Annotated in this window: 15 protein-coding genes; 6 read left to right on the forward strand and 9 right to left on the reverse strand. The window is 63.1% G+C overall.

The genetic code is table 11. The features are described 5' to 3' along the window. Position 1: 1 nt before the first annotated feature. The 7 genes from istB to ACIG5A_RS31590 all read right to left on the reverse strand — a co-directional run bounded on the left by istB (position 2) and on the right by ACIG5A_RS31590 (position 9348). Complete coding sequence (istB, locus tag ACIG5A_RS31560) at positions 2–802, reverse strand: IS21-like element helper ATPase IstB (protein ID WP_397246732.1); 801 nt, start codon at positions 800–802, stop codon at positions 2–4. Beyond that, positions 799–2361, reverse strand: a complete 1563-nt coding sequence (gene istA, locus ACIG5A_RS31565) for an IS21 family transposase (protein ID WP_397246734.1) — start codon at positions 2359–2361, stop codon at positions 799–801. Before istA ends, istB begins: the two co-directional genes overlap by 4 nt. Before the next feature lie 391 nt (positions 2362–2752). Then, a complete protein-coding gene (locus tag ACIG5A_RS31570; RefSeq protein ID WP_397246736.1) occupies positions 2753–2938 on the reverse strand; it encodes a hypothetical protein in 186 nt (61 codons plus the stop codon). Between the two features lie 267 nt (positions 2939–3205). Further along, positions 3206–5875 (reverse strand): tetratricopeptide repeat protein, encoded by a 2670-nt coding sequence (locus ACIG5A_RS31575; protein WP_397246738.1) that lies wholly within the window; start codon positions 5873–5875, stop codon positions 3206–3208. A gap of 184 nt (positions 5876–6059) precedes the next feature. Beyond that, on the reverse strand, positions 6060–7379 hold the full coding sequence (locus ACIG5A_RS31580) for a tetratricopeptide repeat protein (RefSeq protein WP_397246740.1): 1320 nt from the start codon (positions 7377–7379) through the stop codon (positions 6060–6062). Next, entirely contained in the window at positions 7376–7744 is a 369-nt protein-coding gene (locus tag ACIG5A_RS31585) for a hypothetical protein (protein ID WP_397246742.1), read from the reverse strand. The genes ACIG5A_RS31580 and ACIG5A_RS31585 overlap by 4 nt, the downstream gene beginning before the upstream one ends. A 185-nt stretch (positions 7745–7929) precedes the next feature. Further along, positions 7930–9348: a DUF4041 domain-containing protein gene (locus tag ACIG5A_RS31590; protein WP_397246744.1), complete on the reverse strand. Its 1419-nt coding sequence runs from the start codon at positions 9346–9348 to the stop codon at positions 7930–7932. 239 nt (positions 9349–9587) lie between these two features. Here ACIG5A_RS31590 and ACIG5A_RS31595 point away from each other — a divergent pair, with 239 nt between their 5' ends. Continuing rightward, the gene (locus tag ACIG5A_RS31595) at positions 9588–9722 is read left to right on the forward strand and encodes a hypothetical protein (RefSeq protein WP_397246746.1); all 135 of its coding nucleotides are present in this window, start codon (positions 9588–9590) and stop codon (positions 9720–9722) included. Positions 9723–9761: 39 nt separating this feature from the next. Further along, positions 9762–12596 carry a hypothetical protein gene (locus ACIG5A_RS31600; protein ID WP_397246748.1) on the forward strand — a complete coding sequence of 945 codons (2835 nt, stop codon included), beginning with the start codon at positions 9762–9764 and terminating at the stop codon, positions 12594–12596. A 16-nt stretch (positions 12597–12612) separates the two neighbouring features. On the opposite strand, the gene ACIG5A_RS31605 is transcribed toward ACIG5A_RS31600, so the two are convergent. Then, entirely contained in the window at positions 12613–13539 is a 927-nt protein-coding gene (locus ACIG5A_RS31605) for a hypothetical protein (protein ID WP_397246750.1), read from the reverse strand. 314 nt (positions 13540–13853) lie between these two features. Between ACIG5A_RS31605 and ACIG5A_RS31610 the strand changes: the two genes are divergently transcribed. Further along, on the forward strand, positions 13854–14963 hold the full coding sequence (locus ACIG5A_RS31610; protein ID WP_397247963.1) for an FAD-binding protein: 1110 nt from the start codon (positions 13854–13856) through the stop codon (positions 14961–14963). A 78-nt stretch (positions 14964–15041) separates the two neighbouring features. Here ACIG5A_RS31610 and ACIG5A_RS31615 read toward each other — a convergent pair whose 3' ends face one another. After that, positions 15042–16001, reverse strand: a complete 960-nt coding sequence (locus ACIG5A_RS31615) for a hypothetical protein (RefSeq protein ID WP_397246752.1) — start codon at positions 15999–16001, stop codon at positions 15042–15044. A gap of 372 nt (positions 16002–16373) precedes the next feature. On the opposite strand from ACIG5A_RS31615, the gene ACIG5A_RS31620 reads away from it, so the two are divergent. The 3 genes from ACIG5A_RS31620 (at position 16374) to ACIG5A_RS31630 (ending at position 19047) form a co-directional block, all read left to right on the forward strand. Further along, positions 16374–17417, forward strand: a complete 1044-nt coding sequence (locus ACIG5A_RS31620; RefSeq protein WP_397247965.1) for a GAF domain-containing protein — start codon at positions 16374–16376, stop codon at positions 17415–17417. Between the two features lie 212 nt (positions 17418–17629). Next, entirely contained in the window at positions 17630–17920 is a 291-nt protein-coding gene (locus ACIG5A_RS31625; protein ID WP_397246754.1) for a hypothetical protein, read from the forward strand. Beyond that, complete coding sequence (locus tag ACIG5A_RS31630) at positions 17917–19047, forward strand: hypothetical protein (protein WP_397246756.1); 1131 nt, start codon at positions 17917–17919, stop codon at positions 19045–19047. Before ACIG5A_RS31625 ends, ACIG5A_RS31630 begins: the two co-directional genes overlap by 4 nt. Positions 19048–19057 lie beyond the last annotated feature (10 nt).

The following is a 19057-nucleotide window of genomic DNA, read 5'->3' on the forward strand; positions in this document are numbered from 1 at the left end:
GCTATTGAGAGTGGCTGGCGGTTCTGGTGCGGGCGAGTCGGTAGGAATCGGTGCCGGTTTCGATGATGTGCCCGCCGAAGGTGAGCCGGTCGACGATCGCGGCGCAGAGCCGCGGATCGGTGAAGGTTTTGGTCCAGCCAGAGAACGATTCGTTGGAGGCGATGGCGACGGAGTTCTTCTCCTCGCGTTCGGTGAGGACCTGGAACAGCAGCTCGGCGCCGCGTTTGTCGAGTTCCATGTAGCCCAGTTCGTCGATGCAGAGCAGGTCGACTCGTCCGTAGCGGGCGATGGTTTTGGTGAGGACCTTGTCGTCGGCGGCCTCGACCAGTTCGTTGACCAGTTTCGCGGCGAGGGTGTATTTCACCCGGAAGCCTTGCATCGCGGCTTCGGTGCCCAACGCGATCAGCAGGTGAGATTTTCCGGTGCCGGAATCGCCGATCAAACACAGCGGCAACCCTTTCCGGATCCATTCGCAGGTGGCGAGGGTGTGGATGGTGGCGGGGTCGACGGTGGAGTTGGCGTCGAACTCGAAGGCGCGCAACGACTTGTTGCGTGGGAAACCGGCGGCGCGGATGCGGCGTTCGGAGCGGCGGCGGGCGCGGTCGTCGCATTCAGAGAGCAGCAACTCCGCCAGGAACCCCCGGTAGGTCATCTGTTCGCGTAGTGCGGCGTCGGCGATTTCACCGAATTGGGTGCGGATCGTCGGTAGCCGCAGCATGCGGCAGGCCTGGTCGATCGAGGCGTCGGCGGCTTGCTCGGTCATGCCGTGGCGGCGAGGTGTGGTGGTGGGCGCGGGCGTCATGAGCTGGTGGTTCCTTCCTTGGCTGCGGGGGTCCGGCGCAGCAGTTGGTCATAGACCGCGACCGAGGGCGGTGGCCGTCGATCCGGTGGCAGCTGGGCCAGGCGGCGTTCGGTCAGCGAGGGCATCGGGTTGGGTTCGTTCAACTCGACCGCTGTCGTGTTCGGTGTGGTGTCGCCGATCTTGCGGGCCTCCAACGCGACCGCGTCCGCGGTCAACGCCCCGGCCTGCAGGGCCGCGGCCAGTCCCGCGACGATGTGGTCATGGGGCAGATGCCGGTGCAGTAGAAGCACTTCGATCAGGGCGCGGGTGCCGTTGCGATCGCCGTGCGCGCGGCGGGCGGCGGCCCACCACGCGTCGTGCACCGGGGTGAATTTGCCTGCGGCGCGGGCTTGGTCCAGGGCGGTCGCGCCAGGTAGGGCACCGGGTTTGCGCAGCAGCCCTTCCAGGTAGTGGTCCAAATCCAGGCGGGATCGTTCCCGCCCGACGAGGCGTTCGTGGCGGGCGACCTCGGTGCGGCCGTCATAGACGATCAGGTGGCTGGCATGCAGCAGCACCCGCACCTGACGGCCGATCAACCGCGCCGGAACCGAATACCGGTTGGTGCGCACCACGATCTGGGAGTATCGGTCGACTCGCGGGGTGAACCAGCTGCCGGTCTCGAACCCTTCCTCCGGCAACGGTTTCAGCAGTTGCTGCTCGATGGCGAAGTGCTCGCCGATCGTGTGGGAGCGAGCCTCGATGCGCCGCGCATCGTCCTCGACATCCCAGACGTCGATCTTCGCGTTCAGCTCCTCCAACGAGTCGACCTCGGGCACCGGCACCAATCGGTTGCGGCGAAACCAGCCGATATCGCCTTCGACACCGCCCTTTTCGTGCGCGCCCTCGATACCGGGCTGGCAGTAGAACGGCTCCAAGTCGAAGTGCGACCGGAACGCGGTCCACCGATCGGTCTCCTTGCGTAACCGCGCGAACCCGAGCACTTGGGCGACGGCGATCTTCAGGTTGTCGTATCGGACCCTGCCGAACGGGACTCCACCCAACACGGTGAACGCGTGAACGTGGCCTTCCAGGAACGCTTCCTGCCCGCCGGAGGCGGAAACACGGTGAACAGCCTTGCCAGAGAACGACATTCGGAACGAGAACAGATAGCAAGTGACCGTCTCACCGCGCAGCCGGACGGTGAAATCACCGAAGTCGACCTCGGCTTCGGCGCCCGGATGATGGGTCTGCGGGACGAACACGTCGGCGGGGCCGCGCCCGGTCTCGACCCGGATCTGCGGCTTGCGCGCCGAAACATAGTCCCGCAGCGTTTGATACGCGATGCCGGTCATACCGTACTCGTCGATCAGACGGGCATAGATCCGCTTGATCGTGTGCCGCTGCTTGCGCGGCGCGTCCAGATCCTTGAGCAGGATCTCATCGATGACCGGCTTGAACGGGTCCAGCTTCGAACCCCGCCGCGCATACTGCTTGCGCTCGGCCGGCCACACCGATTCCAGCGCCGACTTCACCGTCCGCCAGCCCACCCCGTACTTGCGCTCGATCTGACGCCCCGACATCCCCGCACGCGAGTCTCGCCGGATGGCGGCATACAACTCCACCTTCGACTGACGAGACGACAACGGTGACTCTCTTCCGGCAAGGCCCTGCGCGAAGCACACGCATCCTTACACCGCAACCATGATCATGACGTCAAAATCCACCGATACGAACATCTTCCGATCCCGGCCACCGTCGAGATTCACCGACAGGTGACGTCACAGATCACCGATCTAGCCACTATGAGTAGCCGGATGTGCTTCGCTGAGACCACGCCGAAATTCGTCAGCATCGACTGTGTCCGATTTCGGGGGTCGGCCGGGATTCACCAGGAAACCGCGCTGGGATTCACCAGTGAAACCAAAGGTCGGACCGAAACGGGTGCGGACCCGATGGTGGTTGGTGCTGAAGTCACAGCACGTCGAGGTGGTCCATAAGCAGCACGGTGATCGTGACGGTGCCAGCAAACCCCACTCCCGCGTCACGGATTGCTCGGGCGGCATGTATGCCTTGGGCCTTGGCGAGGAAGGCCGTAACCATTCCGATGATGATTCCCAGAAGTACGGCGATGGCGATCAACAGGATCTTGGTGCTCATGTTTGTCCGATCTCGTCAGTGGCTGGTGTTGGTAGAGATTCACCAATCCAGCTGCGACTGCACAACCCGGGCATCATCGGCTGGCGGGAGATCTGATGCAGGTCAGAGGCCTTTTATGAGTATCGGAAGGTGGCTGCGACTCGTGTCGACTCGCACCGAGTCGGCACTTGTCTTCGACAGAAACGATGTGTTCAGGAGACAAGCCTCCCTGCAGATTGGGCCAACCGCTACGCGCGGATACGGTCCCCTTCGAGTTCCCTCACGCCGCTATTCCCGGTCGAGAGCACCCGTGCCACGTGAGCGTTCGAGCCAACGGTGCGATTCCAGTTTCTCGCCCTTGTCCGTCAGCAGAAGGGCAAGATTGTTCATTGCGCGGTAATGTCCTCGCTCGGCCGCTCTGCGGTACCACTTTTCTCCGAGTTCGAGATCGCCGCTACCGACGTGACGGAACCCGAGTCGATACATCGCATCCAGGTCACCCGCATCTGCACACCGTTCCAGCCAGTAATTTGCCTCCTCAAGCTGGTCCGCGAGGTATAACGCCTTCGACAAGGCCACCATCGACGGCAGGTGGTTGCTCCCGGCTCCCCTCCGCAAATACGGCATGGCTTCTTCGAGACTGCCGCGATCATGCAGCAACCCGGCATAGCTGCGCATCGACTCCAGATCCCCCGCATCGGCGCCCGGTCGCAGGAGTTCTTCCGCGGCAGCTACATTGCCGCCCTGGTATAGAGCGATGGCGAGGAACCTAACAGCCGTTAGGTTTCCATCGCCTGCTGCGCGGCGTAGCCAACTCTCACTCTCTGTCACGTCACCGCGGTCCATGAGAAGGACACCCAACGCTGACATCGCCTTTGTCGATCCGGCTGCTGCCGCATGACGGAACCACATCTCGGCGTCGGTCAGGTTTCCACGGTCGGAGTGGACGACGCCGAGGCCGTGAGCCGCGTGCATAGCGATCTCAGCGTCCGCATCGGCGTCGGACTGCTGGACTCGCACATACCAACGCTCTGCCACATCGAGGTCCCCCCGGTCGAGCGCCACACAGGCAAGGTTGAAAGCAGCGCGCATATGTCCAGCGCAGGCTGCCCGCAGGAACCAACGCTCAACCTCCGCCATCCGATCGCTGTGGCGGCGCAGCGCCTGCCCGTAGTCGAACATCGAGTCCGGATCACCGGTGTTAGCTGCCCGCGCGAGCAGATCTTCGGCCTCATCTGCCCGTTGCGACTCGGTTAGCAGGACAGCCAGATTGTGTACTGCCGTGAGATCCCCGGCCTCCACGCCCCTGCGGCACCATATCTCGGCCTCGCCCAGGTCATTTCGTTCCTTGCACAGCAACCCGATGTTCGCGAACGCCGGTGTACAGCCAGCTGCGGCAGCTCGGCGATACAGGTCGTCGGCCTCACGCAGATTTCCGCCGAGATGCCTCGCGACGGCGAGACTGTAAAGCGCCCCGGGGTATTCGGCGTCGACGCCGCGACGCCAAAGACTTTCAGCGATGTCGCTATGTCCCCGCAGCTGGGCTTGGAGCCCGACAAGGGTCAGAATTTCGGGATCAGCATCGTGTGTGGCTGCTGCCCAATAGTCGCGGGGAATCGCACGCGCCGGACGATCCTGGCCATCATCTGCGGCTACGAGGTAGTCGAACGGCCGGTACGTGCGCTCGCCGGTGGGTAACCGTTCGGCCTGAAGGGCCGCTACCCGACCAGAGCCTTCTCGCGGCATCCGTGCCTCCACCACAGCCTCTCCGATCGCGGAGTTGGTGATGTCAACATGTGGCCACTGATGTTCGACGACAAACGCGGCGAGTCGGCACAGCTGACTCTCTGGGATTGCGTCGAGCCGACCTACCCTGATCCAGTCGATTGCTGTTTGGATGACCGCACCAAGTGCAGGGTCGGAGCACCGAGCTGCGTCATAGCGCTGAAGTAACTCCGGTGCGCCGGCGAGTACCTCCGCCAGTCCGTATCCACGCAGGTTCAGCGAGGGATAGAGTGCGGCGGCCAAGGATTGCTCGGAATCGTCGTCGCTGGTCGATCCCAATCTGACGAACTCGCCCTGAGCCAAGACCATCCGTTGGTCACGAGTCAACTCGCCGGTGCTTTGGATCAGCCGGTTGACAGCAACATCGCGAATAGTGGCCGCAACGACCGTTCGTGCTGGCCGCGCGGTGATCTGTGCCAGGATTGCCGGGCTCAGCGGACGGTCGCCGACTAAAAAGTCCTGTAAATCATCCAGCCACACAACGATCTCATCGACACAATCACGAAAGTCTGGTAGGTCGATCACAGCCCCTAATGCGCCGCGGCTTGGTATGAGCATCCGTGCGTGCGGCACTGCCCGGCGAGCGCCCTCGAACAACGTGCGCGTTTTGCCTGCCTTCGACGGGCCGACTAGCACGACCACGTCAGCATGTTTCAACGCCGAAATGACCTTGCTGTCAACCTGATTCGCCGTGCGGGGAACATATCGGTCACCTCCAGCATTGCCTGCTCGTCCGAATATGTTGCGTGTCGCACCCACCGAGTACGGATCGAGGTCCGCGACTCGCGGAAGACCACCATCGGAACCGAGCTGTTCGACGCATCCTTGCCACACTGAGTCCGCGCGCCCGGTGTCTTCCGCTGATACCGGAACTTGACTGGCCGAGACAACAGTTGCCAACGCGGCTCGGCGGGCTTGATCCCATCTCCTGATCTCACGCGTATCGGGCTGCTTCCGGCCTGCGCGCTGCATCAGGAATACGATCAGTCGCTCAAACTGGTCACTGTTGCGCGGGACCGTCCGCTTCTCTGGACAGCGCGCCAGCCAACCACGAACTGTCGTAGTGCTCGTCTTGGTGTGCTGCGCGATCACGTGCTCCGGCGGCGATGCAGCCGCCTGGTGTAATTCATCCAATCGAGCGAAGAACCGTTCACGCGGACCAAGTTCCCCCACGCTAGCCCCCTTCGAGACCATTGGTAGTGACTAGTGACCGTTCCGTGGTCACATACCATCCTGGAGAAATTGTGTCCCTCCGTATTCAACCGCCCAGTACTTCGTCTGGAGAAGCTCGGCGGTTCGGGTGCCGGTCTCAGCAGCGGCTCCGCATTGAAACTAGGTCCTGTCCGGTACACCGTTCTCACTGCGACTGCTTTCGTGAAACTGGCCCGCGCAGCTTCTCGCTTGTGCGTTGTACCCGTCGGTGACCGGCGCGTTGCCACCAGGTGGTGGCTTCGGGGAGTTGTCCGCGGTAGCGCAGGCGGATCGCGAGGTTGTGCATCGCGTCGGTGTGGCCAGATTCGGCGGCTCGCCGATACCAGGTGAGGGCTTCCTCGGGGTGGCGGGACTTATCGAGCAGGAGGGCGAGGTTGTACATAGCGTCCGTGTTGCCGGACTGCGCTGCTCGGCGCCACCAGAGTTCGGCGTCGCTGACGCGTTTCACCTGGTGCAACAGGACTGCCAGATTGCCCATGGCCTCGACGTTGCCGCGCTCAGCGGCCTCGCGGTACCACTCGTGCGCTTCGCGGGCTTGACCTTGCGTATCGAGCAGATCGGCGAGGTTGTTCATCGCGCCAATATGTCCAAGCGACGCGGCCAGCCGCCACGAGCTCTCTGCCTGAGGGAGATTGCCTTGGAGGACGAAGCGCCGACCGTTCTCGAATAGTTCGTCGGTGTCGCCATCAGCACCGGTGGGGTGGTTGATGATCGGCGTGATCGAGGGAGCGCCAGGTGTCGGTCGGAGGGTGGGTGGGGTGAATAGACGTAGTTCACCGGCGATGTTGATGCTGCGTCGTTGGGGGCGGGGGTAGCCGTCGCGGTGCAGGGCTTGGTCGATCTTCTGGTAGAGCTGGTCGAGTGTGAGGTTGGTGTTGGTGGCGGTGCTGAGCAGGGCTGCGGTGAAGGCGGTGTGGCGGTGGCCTTCGGGCGCGACTGACGGTTCGTTTCTGGCGGAGGAGGCGATGGTATAGGTGCCCTGGATGTCGATTTGACCGTCGACGAGCGAGGATGGCGCACCCATGGCTTCGAACGCTCGTCCGGAGAAGCAGCAGTCAAGGATCAAGATGCGTGCACGGGCCGGACTCGCGAGGAGTTCGTCGCGCAGTGTCGCGAATGGCACTGAGCTCCATTCGGGTTCGTCTCGGCTGGTGCCGGACAGAGCCAGGTACAACCGTCCGCGCTTGTCTACGACACCGTGTCCGGCGAAGTAGACCAGCAGCACATCCTCGGCTTCGCGTGCGGCGGAAGCGACCGCCTTTCCAACCTGCGTGTTGTGCTCGGGATCGGTCAGGACACTGCATTGTTTTTCGGCAAGCGCGCTGCCGGTGGATGCGGTCAGGAGCCGGGCGAGGTCCGCGACGTTGTTGAGGGCGGCCGGTATATCAGGGAACTCGGGGTCGATGTACCGGCTCACTCCGATCAGGGCGGCACGCCACCCGCTGCGACTCGGTGCCGGTGTCATTGTGGGTCGTGGGGCCGTTCGAGCATGCTCTGCAATGCTTGGGTGATCTCCGGTGTCTTGATTCGCTTGGCGTCGAGGGTGATCTCGGTGTGGTCGTCGAGTTTGAGGGTGACGGCGATATCGGATCGGCGCACGGTGAACCATGCTGTCAGCGACCGGGCTAGCGCTGGGGCGATTCCTCCCGCGCCGACGGCCACGACAAGCACGTCGTAGAGGTCGCCCATCTGGCCCGGACGAATCTGGTTTGGGGGCAGGCTGACTCGACCCCGGAGTTCGTCGTCGTCGTTGAACCATTCGAGGAGTTGGAACAGGTCATCGGCGCTGCCGTTGGAGCGGATCGTCAACTGGCCCTTGGCTTCCGGCATGGTATCCATCCTGCCGCGCCCAGCCTCACCACGCACACGAACCAGTGGGATTGCACCATCATTTCTCGTCTGAATCCCAGACCGCATCGCTGCGTGTGAGCGAGCGGTGTCGAGAACCCACTCACTCCGGTCGACATGTCCGTGCAGTCGGACGCTGGAGTGTCGAACCACGGTGGTGGGCATGATCATTGCTGGCGGGTACTCCGGGGGTCGGCTGGGCTTTGGCGGTATTCCACTGCTTCGGCGAGCTCGTTGAACTCGAGCATCTGGTCCGTCAGTGCCTGCAGGTGCTCACGTACTTCCGCCGGAGTGGCGTAGAAGAATTCTCGACGTTGATTGACTCCGTTGACGCGTTTGTCGCTCAGCCGGCGATGCAGCTCGGCTTCGATTCCGGCCGCGTCTTCGGCGTAGAACAGGGCGTGGACGTCGTATCGGAACGGTACCGCCGAATTGCTCAGTTCACTGATGCGGTCCGACGGGTCGTGGCGGCGGGTCATGCCGATCTGGACTACACCTTCGCCGAACGCGCCGACGTTGGAGATGACATAGACATGGCCGATGCGAATGTCGTTCTCCTGGTTGGTGATTGTGGTGAGTTTTCGTTCCCGATCCTCCAGCCGGGCGCGCAGGTCTTCCGCGTCCGCGGTGTCCTTATTGCCCGCGGCCTCGAGCGCAGTGAGGGCTTCGCGGTCCTGCTGTTGCAGTTTTTCGAGTTTCGCTCGCTCACGAGCTAGCTCTTCGTGCGCTTTGCGGTCCTCACGCAGCCGGTCGCGTTCGTCGCGCTCGCCCTGCTTTTGCTGGGCGACCTTCTCGAGATGATCAGCGGTCCATTCCAGCTCGCGTCGACGGAGCTTGTGATATTGCGGGGTGACGCGCAACTGCATCGTCTTGCCGTACCGTTCGATGATGGTCGCGATCTTGTCGAGACGGTCGAGCGCCGCGGGGAGCTTGTACGGCTTGAGACTTCGGACGAGGTTGTCGGCCTCGGCGTTGTAGGCGCGCAGCATCAGCATCGAGTACTCGCGGATCATCTTGCGGCCCGCGGCGTCCGACCCTTCGACAGCCCATGTCTTCGACGCCTCGATCGCGCCACCATCGCGGCGCGCCAGCTCCTTGATCTCACCTTGTAGATGTTTGAGCTCGTCACGATAGTTGACCGAGTCCGATAGAGGGTGACGATATTCGTAGATGCCGATCTCCTGAAGCATCTGTTCCTCTTTGGTGCTGATCAATTGTGCGCGCAGGCTTTCCAATTGTATGCGCAGGCTGTCCAGCAGCGTCTGCTGGTCGGTGACCTGCGCTGCGCGCTGATCACGCAGGCGTTGCAGTTCGGCGATCTCGAGTCCTCCGATGCTTTCCAGTTGTGCTCGGAGTCTTTGGTTCTCGGTGAGCGCGTCAGCCAGCTCCTGCGACTGTCGCTTCGCATAGGCGCGGGCGCCGAACAGTGGCACCTTCTCAGCCTGTACGACGCCGTATCGGATCGCCCCGGCGGCGTCTACGGCAGAGGTAGGTATCCGGTCGCCGGTCCAGTCCGTGCCGTTCCAATACCTCAGAAAGCCCTTGTCCTGAGGGTCGGGATACCAGTTCGGTGGTGTGGTACTCATGATCCCCCTTGTCGCAGTAGCTGTTTCGAGGATGCCAGCGCACACCAACATTCGGAGGCCCAACGCACGAACCGGTCCCAACGGGACGATCCGAAGGAGCGGGCGCGGCAGGGGGAGACTCGTCAAAACGAATCAATTCCAGTCAGTTCCACACAATCGCATTCATAGCCATTCACCGAAGTTCGCTACGAATCATGGTGTGCTGCACTAGATGTCGGATCTGCTCGTACGAATGGAGGATGGCGATGTGGCCCGAGATCGGCAAGACCGTGCGGAAGGCGATGGACGGGTGGGCAACCACGCTACGGTTTGTGGTGTGCGTGCTAGTTCTCGCGGCGGCGGCGATGGCGGTTCTGTTCGTGTGCTCGCTGTAAAGGTCCACGACAGTAGTCGGGCAGCGCATGGGATGGCCGATGGGTAGCCCGGATCCAGGCGCGTGTAGGCAGCTGGCCGCTGACCTCGCCGCACTGCGCGAAGAGGTCGGCGGACCCAGTTACAAGATGCTGCACCTGAAGTTGAAGGCGATATGCGACGATCCGGTCAGTGTCGGTACGTTGTACAACGCTGAACGCGGTATTACCCCGCCGAAGTTCGCGACAGTGCGTCAGTTCGTCGCTGCGTGCCGTCTGGTCGCGCAGGCCGAGGGATTGCCGTCAGACACGTCTCGATTCGCCGTCGAGACGTGGCGGGGGTTGTGGGAGAAGACCAGAAAACGGGGCGACTCGCTGTCGCTATGCGAACCGTTCGCAGGGGCTGCCAAGTTGCGTCCGCTGGCCGATCCGGCTACCGCTGCACAGTTCCAAGATTCGATTTATCCGGTCAGCAAACCGATCGGTGAGTGGTCGTCCGAAGCACTGCGCGTACACGCGACGGTGGGCGGAAATCGAATGGTCGACTATGTTCTGCGCCCCCATGACATCGCAGTCCGACAGGCGATCGATCGCGCCCTCGCCGGGCACGGGAGTCGGATGATCATCGTGCGTGGAGGTTCGTGCACCGGCAAGACCAGGTGTGCAGTGGAGGCAGTACGAGACCGCATCCCGCACTGGTCGCTTGTCCGCCCGACCGGGAAGGATCAGCTTCGGCAGGTCCTCGGAGGGGGCGTAGGTGCGTCGACCGTGATCTGGCTCGACGACATCCAGGTCCTTCTCGGAAACGGTGACATCGACGACGTTGTCATGCGGCTCTTCGAGGTCCTAACCGACGGTTGCGCCGTGATCGCCATCGGGACCATGTGGGGTGGAACGGATTTCGTTGATCAGCTCGATCTCGGGATCGCGGTCGAGCGATTGTTCGATCTGAATGTAGAGATGATCGATGTCCCCTCGACGTTCTCCGCCTCGCAGATCGACGACGCCCGCAGAATCTTGGGGCCGGAGTTCGGCGACGTGGTTGATGCTGCTGTCGCCAGCGGAGAACTCGTGCAGAACTTGACCGGCGGCCCGCTTCTCGTGCAGATGTACGAGAACGCCGACGCCCAACTGTACGCCGTGTTGACCGCCGCGATCGACCTGTTCTGCATCGGCCATACACTTCCGATCCCAGAGGGGATGCTGCGCGAGGCCGCCTCTTGCTACCTGAGCTCACGGCAACGACTACGGCTGCGTCTCGATTGGTTCGAGCTGGCCATCAGACAAGCAGCGACACCGGTGAAACGGGCAATTGCAGCTCTAGAGCCTGCCAGAACCGCCGTCGACGGCGAAGCCCTGGATGGCTTTGTGCTCGCGGACTTCCTTGGCTACTACGGCAAACGGCATCGAAGCCAGCCACCGCACAAGGGGCTGTGGGGAATCGTTGCGACTTGGGCAGTCAATCGGTCTGCAGCTCGTGCTGTCGCGCTGGAGGCTCGGCGTCGTCTCCTCTATCCGGAGACAGAGCGTTTGCATCGGCGAACCATCGAATTGGGCTGGATCGGCGGGTGGTCGGACCTCGCCCGATTAGCTCTGCAGTTTCATGACCTGTCGCTTGCCGATGAATTGGTCGCTGCAGCACGGGCTGATCTCGGTGCAGCACATGGCTATCCCGGCTATCTCTGGTACGAGATCGCCTTGCTCTATTACGTGGTCGACGACCCGGCGGCAGCCGAGACGATGCTCCAGAATGCCAATGACGTCTTCGTCGATTGGTCTGTCGTGGCAAAGTTGCGGGAGCAACATGGAGATGGCCTCGGCGCAGACGAAGCCGCCCGGAAAGACTGTGAGCGAGAAGGCATCCCGACCACATGGTATGAACATCTCATCCCAAGCCGCACTTCCTCAGGTGATTTCGTGGGCGCAGAGCGTTCCGCCGAGGCCATGGCCGCTGCGGGCTTCGCCTACGGATGGATCAAAATCGGCAACGAACTCATGTATCCGTATGGCGACTACCGCGGCGCAGCGCGGGCATTTCAGGCAGCTGCCGAACGAGGGATCGAGGACTCCTGGCAGGACGTCGGACGAGCGCTGGCATTGCTGGGGGAGTACGAGGCCGCGGAGCAGGCAATGCTTCGTACGGCCCTTTCTGACGTCGATGAGCCGCAGTATGCCTGGTCCGAACTTGCCGCCCTGCGACATGGCCGCGGGGATGCACAGGGAGCAGAGCGCGCAGCCGAGCAGGGGGAGGGAATGGGTTGGGCGCGACTCGCTTCTGAGCGGGCGAAGGATGGACAATTCGGCACCGCCGAGGTCGCTGCAGCCAAGGCTGCAAGCCTCGGAGAAGGAACTGGATGGGCAGATCTGGCTGGCGAGTACGAGCGAGCGGGGCTACAGGAGGAAGCCGAGCGCGCTGCGCGGAACGCGGCACCGTTCGAGTCCGGCGGACTGTTCGGTGGACAGGACGGCTGGCGGCAGATCATCCGCCAGCGCTGCGATGTTGGCGATTGGGATGCCGCCCAGCGTGCGTGTTCGGAGTATCGCGACATCGACGGGGAATACGCCCAGAGAGTCCTCGTGACAATCTACGAACATACCGGACAACACGAGGAGGCTAAGCGTATCGCGCAGCGGAATACAGAATCGCTGAGCGCCTTCGACACAATCAACGCCCTTGAAGACGATGGCGATTCACTAGGCGCTGAGGAGCTGGCAATCGACGACGTCGCTGTGCACGGCCAGGTCGGTCTATGGTGGCACATCGCCGACCTCCGCAATCGACGCGGCGATGCTGCCACCCATTATCGGTTGAGCCGTTTCGGCCTACACCCTGATGGAACGTTGCGTGACAAGGCCGCAGCCAGAGTCCCATCGGGGAATAGCGCAGAGTCTCGATGACGATGTCCCACCTGCGTCAAAGCACAGCGGGATCCCGGTTAGTGCTGCTACTGCGTCGTCTGGAGGTGGGCTGGCGGCGCACGATCAACCGGGCAGTGCCGAACTGGTACATCACTTCTCTTGTGTTGTTTGGGTTGTCTTCGGTGTAGAGGACCTCGTCGTAGTAGGGGTCCAGGGTGACGTCGAGGTTCGCGCGCAGCACGATCTCCATGTAATGACCGGTTTCGAGTGGCCCCGTCCATTCCATGCACAGATCGTCATCTGTCGTGTAGGTCGACACCGAGGTGGCCCCAAGGGAGCATGGGTCCAGCAGGCTGGGCCTGCGCAGAAGGCGACTGCACAGCAGAGCCCAGTCGCCGTCAGGTAGATGGCGCCAGTCGAAGTGGTCGCGCTCGTGCGCGGCTGCCGGGTCATCGATCAGCCGCCACCATTGATCGCTCTGTATCTCGAACAGACTGTCCGGCACGTCGAACACTCGGTGGGCTACCAATCGCACTACGGCGTCGGCAATGCCCAAATGCGTGAGCAGCCAGTGTGATCCGCATCGGCGCGCTCTCAACCCTGGGATGCCGTGGATTTCCTGGCCGTGATCGTCGGCGAATGCGCGTGGCAGCAGTTCGTTCAGTAGGGCGGCGGTGGCCTGTGTGCTGCCCGCGTTGAGGGTAAGGGCGGCACGGGTCGAGTGGGCTGCCAACTCGGCAAACCAGCTCTTCGTCGGTGCCCAGGACCCTCGGTGGGCCAGATGCGCGCACAGGACCGCTTCGAGCTGGCGCTGTTGGCCTGCCGAGTCGGCGACGGACACGGTGGTGAGACTGTCGCTACGAATGGCGTGCAGGGCGCGCTGGTACCCCTCTCGGGTCAAGCGACTTCGGGCACGGGCGGCCAGCCACTCGTCGCGTTGTGGGGTGGGCACGAGGATCCCTTCTTCACCGCGCCCGGTCATGGTGCGAGATCGCAGGCTCCGGAAGATCATTCGGAACGCTCGAGCCGCCGCGGGCTTCATCTGTGATCCGCCTCCGGGTTGGCGGTCCTGATGGGCCGTCGAACGCGGCCTCGGCAACAGGTTAGAGGCAGCAAGTGTTCGCATCGGGCGACACGCCGGGGCAGCTGACTACGTTCCTCGGAGGGGATTGACCTAGCCGGTCGAGGGAGGGGCAGTTCCGGATGGGAATGGCGGCGTGCCGCCTGTAGCGGCGAGCTTTCGTGCGGGGGGTTCGTTACAGTTTTGCTATGACGGATGCGGACCCCCGTGGTGCGATGCGTGATTTCGGCGGAGTTGCCCTCCGTACCCCTCGGTTGGTAGTCCGCCCGAGTTCCGCTGCGGAGATCGCCGCCGTCGTCCGGAGCGCTGCAACCGAAGACGCTGTGGAGATGGTTGCGCGCGGTTGCGGACACTCCTCACGTGGTGAGTCGTTGACAGACGGCATCGCCCTCGACATGCGGGGCATGACCGCTGTGCATCGGGTGAGTGAGGACAGTGTCACCGTGGACGCGGGGGCGACATGGCGTGAGGTGCTGGATGCGGCGCTGCCAAACAGGCTCATGCCGCCGGTATTGACCGACTACCTCGACCTGACAGTCGGTGGGACGCTTTCGGCCGCTGGGATCGGCGGTGCCTCTCACATTTTCGGTACTCAAGCAGCGAATGTCATTGAGCTTGAGGCGGTCACGCCGGAGGGGGAGATCGTCAACTGTTCGCCCAGTCACCGTCGGCACCTCTTTGATTCGCTGCGGGCTGGGATGGGTCGGCACGGTGTCATCGCGACGGCTACCCTTCGTCTGATCGCGGCGCCGGAGCGTGTGCTCTCGTGCCGGATGCATTGCGCCTCAATAGTTGAGCTCATCGCTGAGCAGGGCCGCATCAGCGCCGACCACATCTCCGGCCAGGTCAAGTCGTCCGGTTTCGAGCTCAAGGCCGTGCTGTACGACGCGAGCAGCCCGCCCAGTGCACTCTCCCACACCGATGTCGAGGAGCTTACGTTCGTCGAGTTCGCCGACCGTCTGCGTCCGGACGTCGAAAAGCTCGTTGAGCTCGGAGAGTGGGAGCGCCCCCACCCGTGGGGGCAGGTCATCCTGCCCGCTACCCAGGCCGCCCCGTTGATCGAACAGACGCTGACCCACGCCACACCCGACGACATCGGCCTCAGCGGCGTGATACTCATCAAACGCTTCCGCCCTGGCCAGGTGCCGATGCTGCGCGCCCCATCGGATGCAGTGCTCTTCGCCCTCCTGCGCACCGCATCCCCCGGCTGCCACTCCGTTGCCCAAATGTCTGCGGCCAACGATCAGCTCTACGCCCGCGCACAGGCCATCGGTGGTGTTCCGTATCCGCCTCAGCCCATTGCCGACCTCGCCCGAGCCATCTGACACAGCGCTGGTTCCGCAACGCTCGGACGCGCGACGAGCTGACCTCCGCGGTGGTCCGGCTACGCCTTCGCCCGGCCATCAGCTCGGGGAAGTCTCGTTGAGCGGCTTGCCGATATAGAAGTGAGCTAGTTCGCCGTTCGTGTAGGCAACCCAGATCGTGCACTCCACCCGGTGTATCGCGCCGCTGTCTAGATCCCGTAGCAATTGGTACGAGTGCGGTCGTTGGATTTCGGTATTTCCCCGGTCGAAGATTGCCCGGAACTCAGGGGACTCGTCCAAGCACTTCCGCAGTACCGCCCGAGCCTCACCGTTGTGGGGATCGGATGCGGCTTGGCGCAACGCGTTTCCGAGCAGCTCTGTTTCCAACTCCCATTCCACGAATACCTCACGTGCGATCGGGTTGAGGGTGGCCCACTCCAGGAGATTGGTGCCGACCGTGATGCCCGGAAAGGCTCGTTGGTGCTCTTTATTGTGGGCGATGATGTAGAGCTGTGGGGTTCCGTAGGCGGCCAACATCGGCGAGTAGATATCGGGGCTGGGCGCCTCGAACAGGCCGGTGCCAAGTGAACCGTTCTCACCGGTCAGCGATGCGTGGGCCGAGGTCTCTGTCGCGGCCGGAGTGCAGCTCGTAGTATCCAGGTCCGCGCCGCGATACGGGCGCAGCCCTGTTCCCACGCGTCGATTGACGAACCCCAGATCCGCCGCCGAGCACTGGAACAGGGATTCGAATTCGGAGACCAGGGTATGTGGCCATGTGCAGCAGCCTCGTTCGAGCCGCGACACGGTATTGCCGGTGATCCCTGTGGTTTTCCCGTGTTCTGCGGCGAGGTTGGCGATGGCTTGCGCCACTTGCTCCTGTGTCCACCCGCGGGCGATGCGGAGTTCGACAAGCCTGGTGTTCGGGGACACTTTCGTTTGAGCCGAATCATCGGAAATCAGTCTGGTGCCTGTCGGGGATGGTGAATCGGAACGCTGCGGTTCGTCGGGTGTGTGTCCCAGCGAACCTTTCTTGTTGAGGTTTGATTGTCCGTCTTCCATCGCGACCCCGATCAGATTCCGCGATCACTGCCTCCGGCCTCATTCGTAGTGATGTACACCACACTAGCCTCATGGCGGTGCTGCCCACCACCATGTTCGCGACATCGATGCAGGTCAGGGCCGCGCGCCTCAGATCGATTCGAGCCCCTCGGGTATCGAGTTCTCGGCCTGTGGAGGGCAATCTGCCTAGCTTGAAGCCTAGTTATCGGCCTTGTCTTTGGCCGTTCTGCAATGGGGCGGGGGCTGGTCGAATAGGTACCCGGCACTCGGCGCTTCCACCATCGAGTGCGCCGGAACGAACTAGGAGGTGCGGCGATGGACACTGTGAAACGTGACGCGGCCTCAGTGGCCTTGGAGTGCGAGCCGTTCGGAATGAGCAACTCGCAAGTGAATCCACAATGTGTGCAGGTGAGTGAGGCCTCTGACGGTCACCGCCTTCTCGTGGAGTGCCTTGCGGGTGAGTCCATGGAACCGACCGTCATCGTCGACAACGACGGACCTCACCGCTTTAACCGGCTGTTTCGTGCCCTCCGCAGAACCGATCTGGCCAGCAACACCCGGACGTCAGTGGACGCTGGGCTTGCACTGCTGGCACAAGCGGCACGTCACCAGGCACCACGTAGTGGGGTTCTGCTCGGTCACCAGCGCATGGTGGCCGCTGAGTGTATCCCCGTTCTCGGCCCGTCGGGTGCCGTACATGCCATCCGAGTGGAGGTCGGGGACAGCGGCGCTGACGGTGGCACACCGGTTGTCCCGCTGGAGTTCGACTCCCTGAACATCGCCCGATTCGGCCGCCCGCACGGGCTGGTACCTCCGTTGTTCCGTAGCGACACCACCTGGACCTTGCCGGCCTTGCTGGAGCGGGTCGTCTGGCTCGACAAGCGCCTTGAGCTCGTCGCTATGTTCGACCCCGTCGACCCCGCCTCGCGGTGGTGCGAAAGTCTCGTCATCGATGACCCCGACACGAAATCGCGACGTCATCTATGGATGGCAGCTCGATCGGCCAGCGACCAGGACGGCCTGCGCGTCGTTCGCGGGGTGATCGCCGATATCACCGCCATCGTCCCGGCACCCAGTCGAGACCCGCTGATCGAGCACCTTTCAGCTCGCACGCCCCGTGGCCACGGCTCAGCGCTGATGGACCTGCGCACGACATTGATGCACTCGTTCAGCTGCGGCAACGACCCACGCATGACCTCATGGCGACACCGCAACCCGCAGATCCATCCGGACGACAAGCTCGCGGTCCTGCAGGTGCTCACCGATCTCGCCTGCAACCGGTCGGCGCAGATCGCCCTGCGCATACGGTTCACCGACGAGCAACCCTGGACAACCCTGCACGCCGCCTGCACGCCGCTGACCAATTATTCTCGCCCCCAAGCGAATATCGACTTCTGGATAGAGAACCGCAACTAACTACCGCTGTGCCGTCATATTGAAATTTGCGACAGAAGCGTTGTCTTCTTTGATGCTTCCGGCGATCCGAGGTTAACCGGCGCCGATGTGCTTGGCCGCTACTGATTCTCCAGTACACGGCCGTCGTTTCCCCACCGAGGAAGCGACTTGCCATCGGACCTCGGATTGTCGGCGTGTCTTCGAGGTCCGGACACTCAAACCAAGGGTCCGACTTGAAAGGCACGAAGATGAAACTTTGTCGACTATCGACGTTCGAACAGCAGTTGGCGATGGCGATGCTCGCCCACGCCGCACGCCACGATGACGACGCACTTGCCGCATCGTTGAGCCTGCTCACGGAGCCAGCGCACAATGTTCACCCGGTCTGCGTTATCACCGCTCTGGTCAAAGAGTTTCAGCGCGGTATGAACCGAGGCGACTGCGTCGCGCTCGCGAGACGGTTCTCCGACGAGGCGCTCGCGCTGGCCGCCGCCGATACAGCGGAACGCGAGGGGCTGTCATGAACTGGCCGTTGGGAAGTCATTCGCAGTCGCTGGTGGCAGCAGCGCTCACTGCTGCGGTGCTGCGAGCAAACGACTTGGCTGCGATTAGGACCGGACTCACCACGGGGTGTTCGGGTGCTGCGGCCAGGATTTGGGTTGTCTGGATCCGTGACAGAAAGATCCTGGGCTGCGAGTCGGTGACCGGGCTCGATCGTGAGGTTGCCGCCACGATCCCGGTCGAGGCCGAGCAGGCGGTCGTGATCGCGGTAGCACCGAGCCGGGTTGCGGGCGCAGTACTGACACGGGTGGAAGTAATCGGCGAGTACCTACATGCTCGTGGGTTGCCCGAGCGGGCCGTCGATCTGGTGCACGTTTTCGCGTTACAGGAGGGCGCGATGTGGACGTGCCTGCGCGGCGGTGTCGGCGGTGTCGTTCCGCCGCTGGTCGAACCATCGGCGGCACGCCGCCGGTGGTTCGATTTCAGCCACCGCGCTGCGACAGCTCGCCGATCAGCGGTGGCGGTTGTGGCCGCAATAGTGATGTCAACGGTGGTGGCGGTATCCGGGCATGCCGACCCGGATGGCCAGGCCGGGGTGACCGCCCCCGGGCTGGGAACAGGTCAGGCTGGGGTGACTGTCGAGCCGGTGCCACCGAAGCTTCCATCGCCTGCGCAAGGGCAAAGCGGTGGGGCGGTCATGATATGGATGCCCGAAGGCCCGGAGTCCTCTGTGGAGATACGAACGCCGTCCTGGAGGTCGTATCCGGGATATGGCGATGCAACCGGCGGTTCGGTCGCCGGGATCGATGAACCACTGGCCGTGGGGGAGTTCCGTATCGCACGTCCGAACTGGCTCGCACCGGAGATTGCCAATCGTGAGCGGGGATGGTGCAACTATCTGCTGTCCAAGGTCGCGACCGAGGCCGATACGGCGGGCCTGGATCCTGCCGGACTGGGTACACCGGTCGCCGAGATTCTCGGCGATCGGAAGGACTCGGTACCGGTTCCGGACGAATGGGCGGCGATCACTACCGCGCTCCCGGCAGGGGATGCGCCTGTACTCGGGGCGACGTGGGCAGCGATCGCACCGGCTTACGAGCAGTCGGTCCACGACTGGCTGGCCCAATTGGCACCGACTCCGGCGGCCTGACCTAGGAGCC

The sequence above is a fragment of the Nocardia sp. NPDC052566 genome (genome assembly GCF_044547285.1).
Classification (GTDB): domain Bacteria; phylum Actinomycetota; class Actinomycetes; order Mycobacteriales; family Mycobacteriaceae; genus Nocardia.

What these genes read in the sequence shown, in the direction of transcription:
- istB (WP_397246732.1), bottom strand. Translation starts at nt 802, where the DNA reads ATGACGCCCGCGCCCACCACCACACCTCGCCGCCACGGCATGACCGAG.
- istA (WP_397246734.1), bottom strand. Translation starts at nt 2,361, where the DNA reads ATGTCGGGGCGTCAGATCGAGCGCAAGTACGGGGTGGGCTGGCGGACG.
- ACIG5A_RS31570 (WP_397246736.1), bottom strand. Translation starts at nt 2,938, where the DNA reads ATGAGCACCAAGATCCTGTTGATCGCCATCGCCGTACTTCTGGGAATC.
- ACIG5A_RS31580 (WP_397246740.1), bottom strand. Translation starts at nt 7,379, where the DNA reads ATGACACCGGCACCGAGTCGCAGCGGGTGGCGTGCCGCCCTGATCGGA.
- ACIG5A_RS31585 (WP_397246742.1), bottom strand. Translation starts at nt 7,744, where the DNA reads ATGCCGGAAGCCAAGGGCCAGTTGACGATCCGCTCCAACGGCAGCGCC.
- ACIG5A_RS31590 (WP_397246744.1), bottom strand. Translation starts at nt 9,348, where the DNA reads ATGAGTACCACACCACCGAACTGGTATCCCGACCCTCAGGACAAGGGC.
- ACIG5A_RS31595 (WP_397246746.1), top strand. Translation starts at nt 9,588, where the DNA reads ATGGCGATGTGGCCCGAGATCGGCAAGACCGTGCGGAAGGCGATGGAC.
- ACIG5A_RS31600 (WP_397246748.1), top strand. Translation starts at nt 9,762, where the DNA reads ATGGGTAGCCCGGATCCAGGCGCGTGTAGGCAGCTGGCCGCTGACCTC.
- ACIG5A_RS31605 (WP_397246750.1), bottom strand. Translation starts at nt 13,539, where the DNA reads ATGACCGGGCGCGGTGAAGAAGGGATCCTCGTGCCCACCCCACAACGC.
- ACIG5A_RS31610 (WP_397247963.1), top strand. Translation starts at nt 13,854, where the DNA reads ATGCGTGATTTCGGCGGAGTTGCCCTCCGTACCCCTCGGTTGGTAGTC.
- ACIG5A_RS31615 (WP_397246752.1), bottom strand. Translation starts at nt 16,001, where the DNA reads ATGGAAGACGGACAATCAAACCTCAACAAGAAAGGTTCGCTGGGACAC.
- ACIG5A_RS31620 (WP_397247965.1), top strand. Translation starts at nt 16,374, where the DNA reads ATGAGCAACTCGCAAGTGAATCCACAATGTGTGCAGGTGAGTGAGGCC.
- ACIG5A_RS31630 (WP_397246756.1), top strand. Translation starts at nt 17,917, where the DNA reads ATGAACTGGCCGTTGGGAAGTCATTCGCAGTCGCTGGTGGCAGCAGCG.